Source organism: Clostridium yunnanense, assembly GCF_016595795.1.
GTDB classification, from domain to species: Bacteria; Bacillota; Clostridia; order Clostridiales; family Clostridiaceae; genus Clostridium_AR; species Clostridium_AR yunnanense.
On the sequence record NZ_JAENHN010000034.1, the window covers coordinates 21066 to 40865 of the forward strand.

Below are 19800 nucleotides of genomic sequence, written 5' to 3' on the forward strand. Positions count from 1 at the left end.
CGTATATATGAAGTTTGGAGGATAAAATGAGTATTTGCAAAGTTGCATTATTCTGTGACTTTTTTAGCTCCTTAGGGGGGACTGAGTATTACAATTATGTATTGGTGCAGTCGTTAATAAGGATAGGGATAGATGTAAAAGTATTTATAGGTGAGAGACCAAGAATAGATTACTGGATAAAAAAACTTGATGAGCATAATATAGAGTATTATTATCCAGATGAGTTCACAGAAGACTTAAGAGCTAGGACAATTGAAAAGAAATTTGTTATAGAAGTTCGAAGGATATTGAAGTCATGGAACCCAGACATTATTCATACTAATCCACCTGGCAAGATGATTGTATCATGGTTAGAATTATGTGGAGAAAAGAGTATTCCTATAGTAGCAACTGAGTGGACTATGCCATCTAAAAATACTGCCCATTGGTATCCAGAAGAATTGCATAAATTTATAAATAAAATTGATGTAATGATTGCAACATGCAATAGGTTGGTAGATGGAATTAAAAATTATCATGGATATAGTGGGAGAATAGAAGTTGTTCCGCATTTAATTCTTAAGCAAGATGATGTAAAAGAGGAATTTTCCAATGATACATTATATTCTGTTGGTTGTGTAAGCAGGCTTTCGCCCGAGAAAGGTTTAGATTATTTGCTTGGAGCATGGGAGAAGGTTGTGAAACTTTATCCTAATGCTACATTGCATATTTATGGACATGGTGAAGAAGAAGGACACTTAAAGGGTATGGTAGAGGCATTAGGCCTTAAAGAAAATGTTTCTTTTGAAGGAATTTATGAGCCTATTATAGGAATTGAAAAGATTGCATATAAGCATCAAATATATGTGCAACCATCTCTTTTTGAGAGCATACCAACGTCTGTTATAGAACTCATGGGTCGTGGACGTATTATAGTTGCATCCGATGTAGGTGGAATATCAGAGCTAATTAGCAACGATGGGAAAAATGGTGTTCTTGTTCCAAGAGCATCTACAGATAGTATTTTCGAAAGTATAATTAAATTATTTCAAGATGAGGAGTTAAGATTAGAAATAAAAGAGAAAGCTTCGAGACTATTTTATGAAAGATATAATATTGAGTTTACTATTGAAAAGATTGTAAGTATTTATAGATCTCTTATGAGAAGAAAGGATTTACTATGAGAAATTTACCAGATATACAAAAAAGTACTGATGGTTTTCCCCATTTATTTATTGAAAAGGTAGGAGTAGAAAATATAAAGATACAAATTCCAATAAGAATGAAGAGTAATGACATACAGTTTGTGATGGCTAATATTAAATCTTATTGCTCACTTGTAGGAGATATTAAGGGAATAAATATGTCGCGTATTGGACAAACTGTATACAATGTCATAGAAGATAAAGATGAAAAAGAAGGATTTTCATGCATGGAAGAGTTTGCGTATGAATTATTAAAGGCGCACGATTCCGAAAGTGTTGAGATTATTGCTGAGTTTGATTATATATTAAAACAGAGTACACCTATAACCAAATTATATTCACCAAGAACTGTAAATGTCCAAATGGTAAGTAAGCACATTGATGGTGAAATACGTAATTATTTAACAATTAAGGCTATCGAGATGAGCCTTTGCCCATGTTCCAAGGAAATGAGTTTATTAAAGAACAATTTATCTGAAAAAGAACTAGAGGAATTGAGTAGATTGTCTTATGAAGTGAGAGAAAAAGTGTTATTGGCTGGATATGGTGCACACAATCAAAAATCAGAAATTACAGCTACTGTGGAAATCTCACCTGGAGAACATTTTTATATTGAAGATTTAGCGTCTATCATTGCATCTTGTGCATCAGCACCAACCTTCTCTATTCTTAAAAGGCCAGATGAAAAATGGGTAACAGAAGTTGCTTACCTTGGAGGTTATTGGGATGATGGTAACTTTATAGAGACTGGCGGAGGTCCTAAGTTTGTAGAAGATATAGTTAGAGCACTTGGGGAAACTCTGAATTCTATTTTGGATGATAAGATAACGGATTATTTGTTGAACATTAGGAATTATGAGTCAATTCATAGTGACAACATTGTAGCAGCGTCAATTATGTCTGCAGGTAGAAGCTTGAAGTAACTGGCCTAGTTATAATGGTATTAACATGCTAGTGATGTTAGTAAAGGCTGGTAGTGATTATGGAGAAAAATTATTTTTAGGTGGGGATTATATGTACAAGGTGGCGATTATAGGAGCGGGCAATATAGCTGGAATTCATGCAGAATCTTATAAGTATATTAGTAATACAGAATTAGTTGCAGTTGTTGACATAGATTTAGAGAAAGCTGAAAAAATGGCATTTGAGTATGACTTACATGCATATGAATCATTTGATAAAATGGTGAACTCTGAGAAGGTAGATATAATTGATATTTGTCTTCCATCGTATTTACACAAAGAATATGTTATTAAAGCATTAAAGCATGAATTCAATGTAATATGTGAAAAGCCAATTGCATTAAATAGTATGGATGCAGTTGAAATATTGAATGAAAAGAAAAAAAGTAAGTGTAAGTTTATGGTTGCACATTGTTTGAGATTTGCAAATGAGTATAATTTTTTGAAAAAATGCTTAGAGAATAACACTTATGGTAAGCTAAATCATATAAAAATGTTTAGACATGTTTCAATGCCGAAAGAAATGGAGAAAAGTTGGATTTTTGATGTAAATAAGTCAGGTGGAATAGTGATGGATTTGCATATACATGATGTTGATATGCTAAATTTTTTATTGGGTGAGCCAGTAGATTACAACAGATATGTAAGTGAACGATTTGTTGATAGTATTTATGAATATGATGATGTAATAGCTACAGCTGAAGCCAGTTGGAGGCCTCAAGAAAAATTTGGCTTCAAAGCAGGTTATGATGCTGTTTTTGAAGGAGCAAGTATAAGTTGTACAAATGGAGAAATAGAGATTATTACTGATAAGAATTGTCATATAGAGAAAATTGATGATTTATATGGAGAAACTGTAGAGGAATATATAAAAATGTATTGTGATGAAATTAAGTATTTTATTGAGTGTATTGAAAATGATAAAGAAACCAGTGTATGTACTGCGGAGGATAGCTATATTTCTCTTCAAATGGTTTTAAATTAATATTTTAATGGAAAGTGAAAAAACGATGCGTAGAGTTAATTTAATTTTAAATCATCCTTTATTCAAGGAAAATATTTCTCTATGTGAGGAATATGAAAGGGATAGGGAATTTTGCAAGCATGATATTCAACATTCCTTGGACGTAGCTCGTATAATGTATGTTAAAACTATGGAGAAAAAAATATCTATAGATAAAGAGTTAATTTATGCCACTGCTTTACTGCATGATATTGGACGAGCGAAGCAATATAAGTTTTCTATTCCCCATGAAATTGGGGGGAAACAACTTGCAGCTTGTATTATGAAAGAGGTTGGTTTTAATGTTGATGAAATTGAATTTGTTAGTGAGATAATTTCTAACCATAGAGGCAACCAACATCAGGAAGTAGATGATTTAGAAAGTTGTTTTTATCAAGCTGATTTTATGGCAAGAAGTTGCTATATATGTAACGCAAGAGAAAAATGTAAGTGGATAACTAAAAATGATGTTTTAGTGTATTAAACTTGACTTAAATCTAAGAAAGGAATATATGATGTGTTTATGACATCATTACTTTTTTAAAATGGAAAATAAAATTGAAGTATCAGTTATAATACCAACATATTGTAGAGAAGCAGCTTTGGAAATGACCTTGATAGGTTTTGCAAAACAAGATTTTAAAGATTTTGAAATAATTATAGTTAATGATGGTGGAAATCTAGATGTCAAAAAGATTGTAAACTTATATAAGAATAGGTTAAGGATAAAATATTATTACCAGGATAATCAAGGACGTTCTGCTGCCAGAAACGAAGCATTAAAGCACGTTGAAGGTAGATATATTATATTTAATGATGATGATAGAATTCCTGAAAAGTCGTTTGTAAGAAATCATTATGATAAATTGAGAGAAAATCAAAATCAAGTTATTATTGGGCATAAGAAAGAAATACTTGCATTTTATTCTCCAGAACTTAATTTGAGAGAAGAAAAACTTAGAACCTTATATAAGAGAAATACAAAGTGCTTTGAAAAAATGTATGGATCTGATTTGAATCAGATGATTAGTCTTATAGATTTGGAAAATGACTTTGACAATGTTATTGAATCTTGGAGTCTAGGAGATACAGATGATAACATAACAGTCGCAGACGATTATGTGTATAAAGATATACATAATTTTAAGTTAGGATGGATGATTGCTACGACTGCTAATATGTCATATGACAGAAGTGGTTTTGAAGATGTTAGATTTGATACAAGTTATGTTGGATGGGGTGTCGAGGATAATGACTTTGCATATCAATTAAAGCTTAAAGGAAATGAAATAATCTATACTGATGAAGCAGTAAACTATCATATTATTCATAACAAAAACGGTGATCCGTTCAATGAACTAAGGGAAAATGTTAAAAGAATTTGTGATAAATATAATGATTTTGAAACTAATCTGTTTGCTACAGTATCAAAGGAAGTTATATATTTAGATGAAGCGCAAAGTTTAAGAAATTATGTTAAGAATAAAACTGAAATGGAGTCTATCGTACTAAAATTAATTAAAAAAATTAATAATTCATACTAATTATTACAATAGTATTCCTAATATTAGTATTTATTTTAGAAAAATAGGATTTTCCAGTTCTGAAGTAGTATGTTCTTAAGTTATCCTAGGAAAAAAGCTTATGATATGCTTGAATCAGTAAAATTCAACTAGATTAGTCATTATATCACGTTATTTTTAAAGCAGGAGTATTCCTGCTTTTTTTTATGAACTTAAAAGTACAGGGTAAAGGGAACTTTAAAAGTATATATTGAGAAAGAGAAATATTAATATCATAGCAGTGGTATCTTTAGTAACTATAGCTCTGTTATTTGCTTTCATAATTCTTATAATAAATTTGCAAGGAGCTAATTTTGAATCTAAAGCAATTGTATTAGTGTTTTTTATTTACATTTTGCATTTAATTGGAACCACGTCAGTATTTCTAATACGAACGTATCCAAATTTTTACGGTAGGAATGTTAGAGTTTTAGTTGGTTATTTTATATATAACACTAAGTGGAAAAAACTTTTTAATCATAAGGTTTGTTTTAAAAAGCTGTTGATTACAGACGAAAACATTAGGCAACCACAGAAGGTTGCCTATTTTATTATAATTAAAATATTTTTGAATTACGACGTAAAAACACTGCAAAATTCAATTGAATAATGCAGTGTTTTAATTAATCATTCGTTTTTATTTATGTGGAGTTAAATAAGAAGATTATGAACCAACTAGACTTCGTATTAGGATTATAACATACATCTTTAATTATTTTTTTCTAGCACATAAATGATATTCATTCCACAATCAAGAGTTCCTTGCATTTTAGTAAAAGCAATTTCTTTTTCTATAAGGAGTTTCCAAAATTCTTTATCCTGTCTAGCATTTTCTAACGCAGAATCGCCAGCTTGTGTAAATAATCCAGCAGAACTTCTCTCTTTTATAGTTATAGGAAAATCGGCAAATAGTGCATCCATTTCTGAACTTCTCATCATATGTACATAGTGCTTACTTGGAACAGGATAGTGTTCTTCGTCTTGAATCCCTGTATTAAATACCCACTTTGTAGCTTCAATGCCAAATTGATCTTTTTCATACCTAATGCCATCTAAGTAATATAGTGATGCACCGATGAAACTCATAGCACCTACAATCAATGTTCCGCCTGGCTTTAGAACTCTTAACATTTCATTTATGCCATCTTTTTCTTTATCTAAAAGATAGTTTATTACTCCACCAATGCAAACAATACAATCAAAAGAGGAATCTTCAAAAATTCCCATATCTAGCACATCTAATACACAAAACTTCTTGATTTTCTCAAACAATGATAGTTCTTTCGTTTTAGATTTATTAAATTCTATCTGATGAGCTGATATATCTCCTACAGTTAGTTCTTTGCACATTTTCACAATATCTTTTGTGTATCGTCCAGAACCAGCACCTATTTCTAAGACCTTGTCATTTTGATTGATGTAACGCTTTAATATATCAAAATGCACATGGTAAAGAAGTTCTCCGTGGCCGTCTTTTTCAAGACGAGTCCATTCACGGTCTCCATAATTATCATATCTGTTTTTTGGGATTTCGGGGTTGTAACTCATAAAAGCATCTCCTTATTATTTTTAGATTTATAATCGGTATAATGTCACTAATATCGCTTTCACTCATATAACCACCACCTCTCAAAATATAAATAATCAGTAGTTAGGTTTTTTTTGCATATCCACTTAATTACTTGTAATTATACCATTTATAACCAATACAGTCCATGTGATATATTGATACTTGGAGGTTTTAATACTATTCTCTACACCGCATTATTCAATTTTCAAAGAACATTATTAATATTTTTAAATTTATAAGTTATATCGCCTTATTTTCACAGTCTAACCCAAGTAATTATAATTACCTCTATAAAAAATTAGGATTTATTACTTTAATCTTTAAAACTCTATTAAATAAAATTCCTATAAGTATCTTAAATATAACTACTCAAACTCTCATATCTTATAAATTTGAACAAGTATGTGTATATAATTTATACTATTAGCTTCTGTATTAAATAAATGTTGGTATTTTATAGCTTGTCCGTTTAGTTATAAGTAACAACATTTATTTAATAAATAATAGAAGGCTTTTATTATAGTAATACCGAGTATACATCTTCAGCATAATCTCGTACAACTTCGAACCGCAATCTATTTCTGAGATTCCCACAGTTTCTTGTGAGAGAATTTTAAAATATAAGTTTTGTTAAAAAGGTTAGTAAAAGTCAAGTTATAAAGCTTTACTGACTTTTTTATTTTGCAATTAAAGAGAGAAAAGAAATGCATTTTATTATTAAGTACCTTGCATTGTTAAGTACTATATGTTAATATGCGGATGGAAGGTGAAAAGTATGGAAATGGATAAGGAAATGCTCAAAGGCTACATAGATACCATATTGATAAGTCTTATTAAGGATAACTCAATGTATGGCTATGAAATTGCAAAAAAGGTAAAAGAGATTAGTGATGGAACCTTTGAATTAAAGGAAGGAACTCTCTATCTATCATTAAAGAGATTAGAAAAAAACGGCTATGTAAAATCTTATTGGGATGATAGCGAAAGCGGTGGAGGAAGACGAAAATATTACTCAATAACAGAAGAGGGTTTAGATTATATACAAAAGAAAAATGAACAGTGGATTTTTATGAGGGATTTAATAGATAAATTTATGGGAGGGAAAAAAGATGAAAGGTGATGTGCAAATTAGTAAGGAGTTAAATAGGAAGGTAGATAAGTTCATAGAAAATCTATCTTCAAATTTATCAGAGGATAAGGAAACTATTAGGGATTTTAGAGATGAGATGAAAGTAAATTTTACTGCAAGTATAATTGAATTATTAAAAGAGGGACATAGTGAATCAGAAGCTTTCGATATAGCTGAAACTAAGTTTGGTGATGCGGATAATTTAAAAGAAGATTTAAGTGGAGCCTTTAAGGTTAGAAATAGAGGTAATAAGATTTCGTTTTTTATTGCTGCGATCTCTTTGTTAATATCAATATCCTGTTTTGCCTATTATGAGAAAGTAGATGCTGTAAGAAATGAAGCTTTTCCTAATGACCTACAAAATGAATTGAGTTTAAAACTTCAAGAAGGTTCTGCGGTTAATCAAGATAAAGTAGAGGAACTAATGAAAAATCATAAAAAAGAATTAAAGCTAGTTGCTCTTTATAAAGAAGAAAATAATAGAATGGTTTTAAAAAATCTGTATCCTTCAGACTTTGATAAAAGTAAAATCGATAAAGCACTATATCAATTTAGAAGCAGTGAATATTCTTTTCAAAACCATAATAAAGAACAGTATGAAATGAAAATAGTAACTACTGAAAATAGATACTCATCATATTGAGTATTACACCAGCATAATATCTTTATTAATATACTGGATATTTTTTACCATATGGGCATGTACTTATGCTTTCAATGTAAAAAGATTAAATTTAGGTTGGGGAGCGTTATTTTTCTTCTTCAATATTTTTGGATACTTTATATTTAAGTTAAATAATAAAGTTGGCGTGAGAAATAGGACTATTTTTAATTAATAAATATATTTCATTAGATAACAGTAGACATTAACAATTATGTTTACTGTTTTTTTATTCTTTACGAAATTATAACTAAATAATATCTGTAGATAAATATGAGCAATGACTTATAATTAATTATTTAGGCGAACTTTTACTTCTTTAAATCCGTATACAATATTAGGAAGTCTATGCATAATCACTAGATTTATAACTTAAACAAATCAAACTTTTGAGGTGATTTTATTGAGTAAGAAGCAAATAGCAATTATAAGTCTATTTACCTTTGCAATAACATATCTTGCTTTATATTTTCAGTGGGCTGAGTTTTATAAAGGTTACAGCTATAGTAGTTTCAATCTTTTTATTTCAATAATATTTTTATTAGCATGGTTACTATTTAGTTTTTACTGGGGAAAAATTCAACGAAATAAATATATAAAATTTATAGTAGTATATTGGGCGATAAATATAATCTCTGCTATAGCTATTTATGCTTCTTCTAATAATCAATTAATTCAGGCTGTGTTATTTCCATTCTATATATGGTATGGAGGTCCACTATATGGATTTAGATACATTTTTCTTGCACCAGTTAGATTAAGTATAGATATACCTATTTTAATGGTAATAACATCTCCGTTAGGCTTATTATCATGTTTTACTGGGTATTGGTATGGTGATAAGACAGCTAAGCTGAAAGAACATAGGGTTCTTTAAAAATTGTATATAATCAAAATTATTCTCGAACTTAGACTAATTAAGATGTTTTTTACTAAATATTTTTGTTATGTATATCTTTAAATGATTTAGGGAAGAATTAGAACTTTTAAATTTGAGGGGAGTAGATGTCTGTGAGGAAGGTGATAATTCCTGCAAGTATATGTGTAGTTGTAGTGATATTACTGTTAGGTTTTATAGAAAAGCCTATATCTAACAATTCAGCTGATAAAGCTTCAATTGAAAAAAGTGCCGTAGTAGACCTTAAGGCTGAAAACTGCAAGGAGTTTATCGAATATTTAGAGAAAGCCGGGTTTAAAATCAAAGCTATAACAAAAGGTAGCGATATGCTTTTAAAGGGTGAAGTGACAGATATAAATATAAATGAAGAATTTATTAATGTATATGAGTATAAAAATAGTGATCAGATGGATGGCGATTTAAAGACAATAAGAAGTGATGGAGCTATTGTAGGAAATGCATTTGTTGATTGGGTTTACACACCACATCTTTATAAAAACGGAAACATAATCGTACTTTATGTAGGTGAGAATAAAGAAATTAAAGATATGATACAAAAATCAGTAGGAAATCAATTCGTTGGGGGATAGGATATAGATTTAATTTGTTTTTTATAAAATGGGTATGTTTAATTAAAGAGTTGTTCATCTAAAGAGCATTGGGTGACTATATACTTAGTTGGATAAAGTAATTTAACAGCTCTATAAAATAATTTATTACTATAATACACTTTAAAAATGCCACTTTCAACAAACTTTGCTATCAAACAGCAAAAGTAAGCGTTGTTCACTTGACAAATTTATAATATAATTTTAATTAAGCATAGGCTCATGTTCTGTAGAATGTGAGCCTTTAGATTTTAACGTAAGAGAGGGTAATATGATTATAGATAATATTGTTGAGCAAGATGTCATATTTTCTTTAGATATTGGGACAAGAACTATTAAGGCAACAGTGGGAATAGTTAAAGATAAAAAGTTTCATGTAGTATGTGAAAGATTTTTAGAACATGATGAAAGAGCCATGATAGATGGACAGATTCATGATATAAACTTAGTAGCAGCAGGAGTTAGTCAAGTAAAGAGAGAACTAGAAGAAGAACTTGGTTTTAAACTGAAAGAAGTTGCTATTGCAGCTGCTGGTAGATTCCTCAGAACTGTAGAAAGTAAAGGGGAAATGGAGCTAAATGATGAAGAGATAACAAAAGACACTCTAAGAAGCCTTGAGATGACTGCAGTGTTAAAAGCAGAGGAAGAGATAAATAAGACAACTGATGGTAAGTTATACTGCGTAGGATACAGTGTGAAAAATTATTATTTAAATGGCTATGTTATTTCGAATCTTTTGGGTCATAAGGGGGAGAATGTAGCTGTAGAGGTGATTTCAACTTTCTTGCCTAGATCTGTAGTGGACAGTCTTTATTCTGTTATGAATAAGGTAAATTTAAATGTTGTAAATCTAACTCTAGAACCTATTGCAGCAATGGAAGCAGTAGTTCCTAAAAACTTAAGACTTTTAAACATTGCACTAGTGGATGTAGGAGCTGGAACATCAGATATAGCTATCTGTAATAAAGAGAGTGTAACTGCTTATGGTATGGTTCCTCAAGCAGGTGACGAAGTTACTGAAGCTATTGCTCAGGCATATCTTGTAGATTTTAATACAGCTGAAAGAATGAAGAAGGAATCTACAGAAAAAGAACAAGTAGCTTATACTGATATTATTGGCTTTGAAAACACTATAAGTAGCGAAGAGATTTATAAACTTGCTGAACCTATTGTTCAAAAAATAGCAGAAGAAGTTTCTAGAAAAATAATTGATTTAAATGGGGCTAAGGCACCTAGTGCTGTATTTTTAGTTGGTGGTGGAGCTCATACTCTATATTTAAAGGAATTAATCAGTGAAAAGTTAAATATACCTATACAAAGGATTGGTATAAAAGGACGTGATGCTGTAACTGATTGTGTATGTACCGATTTAACACCAGGAAGTTCTGGGGTTACAGTGCTTGGTATAGCCTTATTATCAATTAAAAGTTTAGGGCATAATTTTATTGATGTTTCTTTAAATGATACTTTGATAAGTTTATTTAACTCTCATAAGCATAGCGTAATGGATGTTTTACTCCATGCTGACATAAATCCTAAAGTTTTGATGGGCAAAAATGGGAAGAATATAAGGTTCACAATCAATGGATCTAAAAGAATGGCCTTTGGACAGCTAGGGACTAATGCAAAAATAAAGTTGAATGGTGAAGATGCAACTTTAGAAGATTTAGTTGTAGACGGAGATAAGGTAACGATTGAATATGCACAAGAGGGCAAGGATGCTGCTCCTAAGATTATAGATTATCTAACTGATTTAGAAGATATAATATGTTATTTCAATGATAAGCTTGTTACAGTAGAGCCTGTGATTGAGATAAATGGAGAGAAGGCAAGTATAGACACTATCATAAAGAATAATGATGAAGTCAAGATTACATATCCAAGAACTTTAAAAGGAATTAAAAAATACATATTAAACTTAGAAGAAGAAATGAGCTTAACTGTAAACGGTGAATTGCAAAATGAAGCATACGAAATAAAAAATGGTGATAGAATATGTATAGTAGAAGAAAAAACTAATATTAATTCTATTACTGAACAACCGAGCAAATCAAAAGACTTAGGTATAACAATTAAAGTGTTTGCAAATGGTGAAAAAAAGGAGCTTAAAGGCAAAAGGGAATATGTTTTTGTAGATATATTTAATTATATTGAGTTTGATTTGACAGTTGTAAAAGGAAGACTCAATCTTCTGTTAAATGGAGAGGGTGCATCTTATACAGATAAGTTGAGTGAAGGTGATAAAATAGAAGTATTTTGGGATTAAGGGGGCTAATCTATGAAAGTGAACTTTTTTAAGGAAGCTTTATCAATAAATGATGAGTTAGTATCGCTAAGAAGAGATTTTCATGAAAATCCTGAATTGGATTTTGAAGTTTTTAGAACTTCAAATAAAGTTAAGGAGTTCTTAGATAAGGAAGGGATACCTTATAAGTCTTATGCAGGAACAGGTGTATGTGGCATAATAGAAGGTACTGCAATTGGGGCAGAAGAAGGTGAAACTATAGCACTAAGAGGTGATATGGATGCACTTCCTATTCAAGATAAAAAAAGTTGTGAATATAGTTCTAAGGTTCCAGGAAAAATGCATGCTTGCGGGCATGATGCTCATACCACAATATTACTGGGAGCGGCTAAGCTCTTAAATAAAAATAAGCATCTATTAAAAGGAAAGGTAAAGCTCCTATTTGAACCAGCAGAAGAAACTACAGGCGGTTCAAGAGTTATGATAGCAGAAGGAGTTTTAGAAAATCCTAAGGTGGATGCGATACTTGGTCTTCACGTAACAGAAGATCTAGAAGCTGGAAGCATAATGATTAAAAACGGAGTGGTCAATGCAGCGTCAAATCCATTTACCATAAAGATAAAAGGAAAAGGTGGGCATGGAGCAGCTCCAAACAATGCAGTTGATCCTGTAGTTATTGCAGCGCAAGTTGTATTAGCGCTTCAGACCATAGTGAGTAGAGAAATAAATCCTTTTAATCCAGCAGTACTTACTATAGGTAGTATTCAAGGTGGTACTGCACAAAATATTATTCCAGATGAAGTTGAGTTAAAGGGAATAATAAGAACGATGTCTTCTGAAGATAGAGAACATACAAAGGTTAGATTAGAAGAGATTGTAAAAGGTATATGTACTGCTATGAGAGGCACCTATGAAATAGATATAGAGGAAAGTTATCCTTGCCTCTATAATGATGATGACATGGTAGAGCTTGTAAGAAGTTCTGCAAAAGAAGCTATAGGTGAAGAAAATGTTCAGTTGCAGCAGCTTCCAAGAATGTGGGTGGAAAGTTTTGCATACTTTGCAAATGAAAGACCAGCAGCATTCTTTATGCTTGGAGCAGGAAATGTGGAAAAGGGTATTACAGCACCTATTCACAATGCAAGATTTGATATAGATGAACAGTGCTTATCTGTTGGAGTAGCTGTTCAGTGTCAGTCAGTATTTAATTATTTGACAAGATAATGAATTAATATTAAGCTAAACAATGGAAGAAACTTAATTAGGAGTTGATTGTGTGAGAATAGAAATAGGAACAAATGAAGCAGGTCAAAGATTGGATAAATTTCTTAGAAAGCTTTTAAAAGATGTTCCACTAAGTGCTATATTTAGAGCACTAAGAAAAGGCGATGTTAAAGTTAACGGTAAAAAAGAGAAGGAGAAATATTCACTTCAAGTTGGTGATGAAATAGAGATTAAGTATATAGATTCTAAAAAGGATAAGACTGAAAAGTTCCAGTTAGTAGATCCTAAGTCTTTAAAGATAACTTATGAAGATGAAAATATGGTTTTAGTTGAAAAATGGCCAGGAGTGTTGGTACATTCTGATAAGAAGGAAGGGGAACCAACTCTTACGGATTATGTTTTATCATATCTTCATAAAAAGGGAGATTACACTCCAGAAAAGGAACTTACCTTTACACCAGCTCCATGTAATAGATTAGATAGAAATACATCTGGAATAGTATTTTTTGGAAAGAACTTTGAATCTTTAAAGCTTCTTAATGAAATGATAAGAGAAAGAAAAATACAGAAGTATTATACTGCTTTAGTTAGAGGTAGAATCAAAGACGGCAAATACGAAGCATATATATCTAAAGATGATGAAAATAATACTGCTACTGTATATGACAAATATGTTCCAGATACTAAGGAAATAGCTATGGATGTTAAGACTATTCAAAGTAATGGTGCATATTCACTTATAGAATTAGAATTAATTACAGGTAGAAGTCATCAACTAAGAGCCCATTTAGCGCATTTGAATAATCCTATTATAGGTGATCCTAAGTACGGTGACAAAAAGCTAAATAATTTCTTTGAAAACAAATTTGGACTTAATTATCAATTTTTATATGCATATAAGGTTATATTTAGGGATGTACCAGAAAAGTTCAGCTATCTAAATAATAAAACTGTAGCTGAAGGTCTTCCTCCTATGTTTAAAAAGGTGAAAAAGGACGTATTTAAATTTGTTATTTAGTTAGGGGTATATTATGAAAGAGCAATCAACCACTAAAGGATTTGCCATACTTTCATTAGCAGGCATATTAGCAAAGCTTTTGTCTTTGCTATATGTACCTTTGCTTCAAGGGATAATTGGAACTGGAGGATATGGTATATATCAAAAGACTTATGAGGTCTTTACCTTTCTTTATGCTGTTTTAAATCTCGGAATGCAGACAGCAATAGCAAAATATATATCTGAGCTTTCAGCAGTTGAAAACCATAGAGATGCTCAGAGAACCTTTAGATTAGCAAGAACACTATTACTTCTTTTAGGAACTGGAATTACACTTGTACTTATAGCCAGTGCTAAGTTTATAGCTCAAAAAAGTCATAATCCAGATATATATATAGGACTTATAACTTTAGCACCTGCTATAGCGGTAACATCTGTTTTATGTGCATACAGAGGGTATTTCCAAGGAAGAAGACTTATGGGACCTTTAGCTGTATCTCAAGTGGTAGAGCAGTTTATGAATGTGGCAGCAAGTTTAATATTTGCATTTGTTTTCATAAAGTATGGTGTTGAAAAAGGAAGTGCAGGAGGAACCGTCGGAACTTCTTTAGGTGCTTTTATAGCAATAGTTTATCTAATATACATAGCAGCAGTTGAAAGAATCGATAAGCAAGTAGTTAATAAAGATAAGGACATTAAGAGAATAAGAACAAAGACAATAATAAAGAAGCTTGCAACCTATGGGTTCCCAATAGCATTAAGCGCAGGTCTTCAAAATTTCGGGGCATTAGTAGACATGTGGAATGTAACCGCTAGACTATTACATGCAGGATTTACAGACGTGGAAGGTAATGTTCTATATGGAATATTAGGATATTATAAAACTCTTTTATATGTTCCTTTGACTATAATAACGGCATTAGCTACAGCAGTAATGCCAGCTATAGTAAGAGCATTAATAGCTAAAGATAAAAAGAGTATGAAGGAAAGTATATTGTTTGCAATAAGAATAAGCTATGACATAGCAATTCCAGCTGCATTTGGACTAGCTATTTTAAGTGCGGAGATATATAAAGTACTTTTTGGCAGGACTACAGGATATGAACTTATGATGTATGGATCAGTAGTGGTTGTTTTTATGGCTATAGTTCAAATACAAAATACAGTTTTGCAAGCAGTAAATAAGTTTTATTTTGTAGTTGGTTCTTTATGTGTAGGTATAGTTCTGAAAATAGCATCTAATTATATCCTAATAGGATACAGAGACATCAATGTCAAAGGTGCAGTGGTAGGTGGAATTCTATGCTTCTTTGTACCTATGATATTAAATCACAGAAAGATGTGTAAAACTCTTAAGTTTAAGTTTTCCTTGCTTAAAGTGGCATCTAAGCCTATATTAAGTTCTATAGCTATGACTGCAGTTATATTTGTTCTAAAAATATCTGTATTCGGAATAATGAACACTTATTTAGGTGAAGGTAGAATGGTAAATTCAGTGATTTTATTTATTGCCATAGTATTTGGTGGAATCGTATATCTATATACAATGATATCCATAGGAGGCATAACAAAAGCTGAGATGGATTCTATGTCACCAAAAGTATCTAAATTATTACCAAGATTTTTAAAAAGACGTCTTAGATAGATTTATAAATAAGTAAAGGGATGAGGTTTTCCTCATCCCTTTACTTATCGTAAATTTTTATAGATTCTTTAATAATTTTTTAGTGTAATTTAAGATTTTATTCAATATTAGTTTGAAGGATTTGTCTTTGTAAATATCAAATTACTCTAACTTTAGTTTTAAGGATACAAATATAAAGAATGAAAAACAGGAAACTATAAGTAATATATTTCTTATTATCAAATTAATGCCTGATAAAAAAGGCATTAAAACTGTTAGTAGATAGAAGGTTAAAATACCAATTAACATGTATATAATTATTTCACCAAAAGATATATTTATATCAATGACTTTGTTAACTTCATATAGATTTAATATCAAGCTTAAGGTTGAAACTATGAAAGCTGTTATTGCATAACCATAAATGTTTATAGATGGAATGCCTGTAAGTACATATAAACATATTAGTTCAATTATTTCAGTAATTATAGAGTTTCTTAAGATAGCAGTTTGTTTACTCAGTCCGTTTAAGATTCCAAACATAGTAGCAGCAGTAAAAGAAATAGGCGTACAGAAGCCAGCTATTTTTATATAAGTACCCAAGTCATTTCTTTGAAAGAACATCTGACCTAAAGAGGTTGGTATTAAGGTACATACGATTGTAGTGCATATTCCAAGTAGAAATACTAATCTTATAACTTGTCTTATTCTACGTGTGGCTGAATAATAGTCTTTTTTGTTCATAGATTGAGATAAATCCGGTATTAATAAAGTGTTTAATGACTGTATTATAATAAGAGGAAAAGTTACAATTGTTAAAGCCATTCCGCCATATTTTCCAATCATAGATAGAGCAGTACTATATTCAAAGCCTGCTTGTACAAGTCTTCTTGGTACAATTAGCGCCGACATAGTATAAAATATACTTGTTAAAAACCCAGTAATGCAAAGTGGTACAGATACTACTAAAACATCAAATAATAACTGAGCTCGTCCTTCTTTTTTTGCTGGCATTACAGGTATTTTTCTAGTTATAGCTTTGTAATATATAAATAATAAAGCTAAGCTCTGAAATTCACCTATGCATAAAGATATATAAGCTACTGTAACTAAAGATGAAAGAGAGTTTACTCTTAAAAAGTAAATTAAGAGTGCGATTACAAAAATTCTTATTCCCTTTTCTAAGATATCTATAAAGGAAGGTATAACTATCTTCGAACTGCCATAAAAGTATCCTTTTAATATATTGGATAATGCAATGAAAATCATAGCAGGACATGTTACCTGAATTGCGTTTATAGTTCTTGCATCCTTAACCCAATAACCACCAATAGCTGGGGCTGCTAAGAATACTAGCACTCCTATTATGGTTGCCCAAATTAAGTTGAACATTGCAACTGTTCGTATTGTCTTAAACAGATTGCCGTAATCATTTTTAGATGAATATACTGCTGAAACCTTTGAAATAGCAGCAACCACTCCAGCAGTCATTAAACAGATAAACAAATTGTATATAGGCATAACTAAACCGTAAAGACCCATTCCTTCTGGCCCTAATACCTTTGAAAGATAAATGGAAAATATAAATCCTAACATTCCAGTTGTTAGGTTAGCTGCAGTTAAAAGAATAGAATTTTTATAAAAACTATTTTGCTCCAATATAATCACTCCTCTAAGCCTCAATAATAAAAATTATTCAAAAAAGTGGACAAATATTCATTGGTTATCATTATTTGTACTAAGTAAAAATATATTTAGCATAGGAGCTTGGATAATGGAGGAAGATATGAAGAAAATAATAGTAATTGCTTTTACTATAATTCTATCCCTTATAGGAGCAGCTCTTATCTTTAATAATGTAATGAAATCTGATATTGCATGTTTAGATAGAGAGATTGGTGTATCCGTAAAATTTAAGGGGATAAAAGATGCTAACTGCTTTACCTATGATAGTTTAAATAATATTTACTTAGGAACTGATAATGGAATAAAACTAATTAAGACAGATGGAAAAAGTGAAGATATAATAAAAGAGAAAGATTTAAAAGTTTCATCAATAATTTATGAAGATAAGAAATTATATTTTATAAGTGATAATAAACTTATTGGCTATGATCTTGAAAATAAAAAGAAAGATATTTTAATAAGTGATCTTCCGAGGAACAATGATATAGGGAAATATAGTATTATAGCACAAGAGAATAGTATATTTATTTCGATAAGTTCTGCAACTAATTCAGGGGTAGTTAATGATAAGAATTCTATCCCGGATATATCGCCTATAGAACTTACTCTAAGAGGGGTAAACTTTGGGCAAGATAATACTGGAAGTTTCTCTAGTTATGGAGTTAAAACTAAAAATGGACAAGTGATAAAAAGAGGTTCTGTGGGAAATGCATGCGTTATAAAATATGATATAAAAAATAGAAAAAGTCAGTTGTTCTCATCCGGGATTAGAAATATTGAAGGATGGGACTATAATTCCTCTAGATCTCTAATGGCCATAGTTGGAGGAATTGAAAATAATGGACTAAGGGCAGTACAAGGAGATACCGATTATATTTATGAATTAAAGAAAGATGTATGGTATGGTTGGCCGGATTATAGTGGCGGTGATCCATTAAGTTCTCCTAAATTTACTGATGAAAATGGTAAACCTGTAAAAATGCTTTTAAGCAAGTTACCTATGCTAAACCCTCCAGCTCCGTTTTATGTTCATAGTAATGCTGGTTCGATTTATGGTTTAGTAGTAGATAGTACAGGAGTTATAAAAGAAAAAGATTCTATGTTTTTTTATGATAAAAATGAAGCCACTCTTTATAACTTGGACAACAATGGACTAAACAAAAAAATATTGAAATTTAATGATAAGATTGAATTAAAAGATATGAAGCTGGTTAAAAAATCAATATATATACTGGATAAAAAAAATGGAATAATGTATGATGTGAAAAAAGAAGAGAAAAGTTTTGTCAGTGGGTATAGAGATATAATGTTTTTTTCTCTTTGTGTAATAATATTAGTAATGGTTATAATTCTAATGAAAATTAAGAAATCATAGAAATAGTTTAAAATTGATTTTTTATGTATATGGATTACTATTTTTTAAAAAACTTAAATTTTCAAATCTTCATATCAGAAGTTAGAGGCATTTTGAAAAAGGTTATGGATTGAAGGGGTACATCTGTAGAAACGAGGAGAAATTTATGAGAAAACGTATGGAAAAAACTTATGGAAGAATGGCCCGTAGTGTAATGGTAGCTGTAAATCCTATTAAGAAAGTGGCAATCAAAACTCACTGTGTGGTTCATAAATATATAAACATACAAGCAATAGAAATATTAAAAAATGATGGCTATGAAGATGCACATATGTTTTATAAGAAACATTTAAAACAGTTGAATGATGGAGTAACTTGGGCAGATCAAGATTTCAAAAGTACTAATCATTTCTTTCATTATGAATTGGAGAAAGGTTTATATGGTTTTTCTAATGCATTGGTAGAGTGTCAAAAGTACTATAATGAATCAGTAGATTTGATTAAATATGGAGAAGAACATAAAGGATTGTTTTTTCTTGGAGCATCTGCACATTTAATACAAGATATGACTGTCCCACACCATGTTAATAACAGGCTTTTAAAAAGTCATAGAAAATTTGAACTTTGGATTATTGATAGGTTATTTAATCATAACAATTTTGGGATAAATAATGGTATAAAAAAATATAACAGTGTAGAAGAATTTATTAAAAACAATGCAAAATTTGCAAATGAAGTTCATAATAAATATCTGAATATTGAGGATACAGAGCAAAGGTATTTTAAGGTTACCAGTGAAATACTAAAAGAAGCTCAAATAACTACAGCTGGATATCTTTTATATTATTACGACAATATTATCGTAAAATATGATAAAGAAAAAGATCTATAAAATAAATATAAGCTAAGTATAGGGTTCCTAACTCAACTATTAATTTATACATGCCCGAAAATCCCCAGAAGCCGGGATTTTCGAACAAGTATAAATTAAGTTTCGATATAGGAACCCTTTATAGGTATCCCAGATTAAAGTTTAAGTTATACAAGGTAGTTTCTGGCATATGCTAACGAACAAATCTCATCCTTTTTCGAA

Annotated in this window: 17 protein-coding genes; 15 read left to right on the forward strand and 2 right to left on the reverse strand. The window is 30.6% G+C overall.

Annotated elements, in window-relative coordinates; all coding sequences use genetic code 11:
• The first annotated feature begins 26 nt into the window (after nt 1-26).
• The 5 genes from JHL18_RS11330 to JHL18_RS11350 all read left to right on the forward strand — a co-directional run bounded on the left by JHL18_RS11330 (nt 27) and on the right by JHL18_RS11350 (nt 4693).
• Nucleotides 27-1163 carry a glycosyltransferase family 4 protein gene (locus JHL18_RS11330; RefSeq protein ID WP_200269210.1) on the forward strand — a complete coding sequence of 379 codons (1137 nt, stop codon included), beginning with the start codon at nt 27-29 and terminating at the stop codon, nt 1161-1163.
• Nucleotides 1160-2107, forward strand: coding sequence for a GTP cyclohydrolase I FolE2 (locus tag JHL18_RS11335; protein ID WP_200269212.1), 948 nt, complete (start codon nt 1160-1162; stop codon nt 2105-2107). The genes JHL18_RS11330 and JHL18_RS11335 overlap by 4 nt, the downstream gene beginning before the upstream one ends.
• Before the next feature lie 25 nt (nt 2108-2132).
• Nucleotides 2133-3131, forward strand: coding sequence for a Gfo/Idh/MocA family protein (locus JHL18_RS11340; RefSeq protein WP_200269214.1), 999 nt, complete (start codon nt 2133-2135; stop codon nt 3129-3131).
• Between the two features lie 25 nt (nt 3132-3156).
• Nucleotides 3157-3633, forward strand: coding sequence for an HD domain-containing protein (locus JHL18_RS11345; protein ID WP_200269216.1), 477 nt, complete (start codon nt 3157-3159; stop codon nt 3631-3633).
• 61 nt (nt 3634-3694) lie between these two features.
• On the forward strand, nt 3695-4693 hold the full coding sequence (locus tag JHL18_RS11350) for a glycosyltransferase family 2 protein (protein WP_200269218.1): 999 nt from the start codon (nt 3695-3697) through the stop codon (nt 4691-4693).
• Nucleotides 4694-5419: 726 nt separating this feature from the next.
• Here the strand turns inward: JHL18_RS11350 and JHL18_RS11355 are convergent.
• Complete coding sequence (locus JHL18_RS11355; RefSeq protein ID WP_200269220.1) at nt 5420-6259, reverse strand: class I SAM-dependent methyltransferase; 840 nt, start codon at nt 6257-6259, stop codon at nt 5420-5422.
• 797 nt (nt 6260-7056) lie between these two features.
• Between JHL18_RS11355 and JHL18_RS11360 the strand changes: the two genes are divergently transcribed.
• From JHL18_RS11360 to JHL18_RS11395, 8 genes are all read left to right on the forward strand, one after another.
• Nucleotides 7057-7401 (forward strand): PadR family transcriptional regulator, encoded by a 345-nt coding sequence (locus tag JHL18_RS11360; protein WP_200269222.1) that lies wholly within the window; start codon nt 7057-7059, stop codon nt 7399-7401.
• The gene (locus JHL18_RS11365; RefSeq protein ID WP_200269224.1) at nt 7391-8053 is read left to right on the forward strand and encodes a permease prefix domain 1-containing protein; all 663 of its coding nucleotides are present in this window, start codon (nt 7391-7393) and stop codon (nt 8051-8053) included. The genes JHL18_RS11360 and JHL18_RS11365 overlap by 11 nt, the downstream gene beginning before the upstream one ends.
• Nucleotides 8054-8474: 421 nt before the next feature.
• Nucleotides 8475-8948, forward strand: coding sequence for a hypothetical protein (locus JHL18_RS11370; RefSeq protein WP_200269226.1), 474 nt, complete (start codon nt 8475-8477; stop codon nt 8946-8948).
• A 134-nt stretch (nt 8949-9082) separates the two neighbouring features.
• Entirely contained in the window at nt 9083-9559 is a 477-nt protein-coding gene (locus JHL18_RS11375) for a hypothetical protein (RefSeq protein ID WP_200269228.1), read from the forward strand.
• 289 nt (nt 9560-9848) lie between these two features.
• Complete coding sequence (locus JHL18_RS11380) at nt 9849-11843, forward strand: cell division protein FtsA (RefSeq protein WP_200269230.1); 1995 nt, start codon at nt 9849-9851, stop codon at nt 11841-11843.
• A gap of 12 nt (nt 11844-11855) precedes the next feature.
• Complete coding sequence (locus JHL18_RS11385; protein WP_200269232.1) at nt 11856-13046, forward strand: M20 metallopeptidase family protein; 1191 nt, start codon at nt 11856-11858, stop codon at nt 13044-13046.
• A 52-nt stretch (nt 13047-13098) separates the two neighbouring features.
• Nucleotides 13099-14064: an RluA family pseudouridine synthase gene (locus JHL18_RS11390; RefSeq protein WP_200269234.1), complete on the forward strand. Its 966-nt coding sequence runs from the start codon at nt 13099-13101 to the stop codon at nt 14062-14064.
• 13 nt (nt 14065-14077) lie between these two features.
• On the forward strand, nt 14078-15688 hold the full coding sequence (locus tag JHL18_RS11395) for a putative polysaccharide biosynthesis protein (protein WP_200269236.1): 1611 nt from the start codon (nt 14078-14080) through the stop codon (nt 15686-15688).
• 141 nt (nt 15689-15829) lie between these two features.
• On the opposite strand, the gene spoVB is transcribed toward JHL18_RS11395, so the two are convergent.
• Entirely contained in the window at nt 15830-17326 is a 1497-nt protein-coding gene (gene spoVB / locus JHL18_RS11400; RefSeq protein WP_200269238.1) for a stage V sporulation protein B, read from the reverse strand.
• A 127-nt stretch (nt 17327-17453) separates the two neighbouring features.
• On the opposite strand from spoVB, the gene JHL18_RS11405 reads away from it, so the two are divergent.
• Nucleotides 17454-18728, forward strand: coding sequence for a PQQ-dependent sugar dehydrogenase family protein (locus JHL18_RS11405; protein WP_200269240.1), 1275 nt, complete (start codon nt 17454-17456; stop codon nt 18726-18728).
• Between the two features lie 145 nt (nt 18729-18873).
• The gene (locus JHL18_RS11410) at nt 18874-19599 is read left to right on the forward strand and encodes a zinc dependent phospholipase C family protein (RefSeq protein WP_200269242.1); all 726 of its coding nucleotides are present in this window, start codon (nt 18874-18876) and stop codon (nt 19597-19599) included.
• Nucleotides 19600-19800 lie beyond the last annotated feature (201 nt).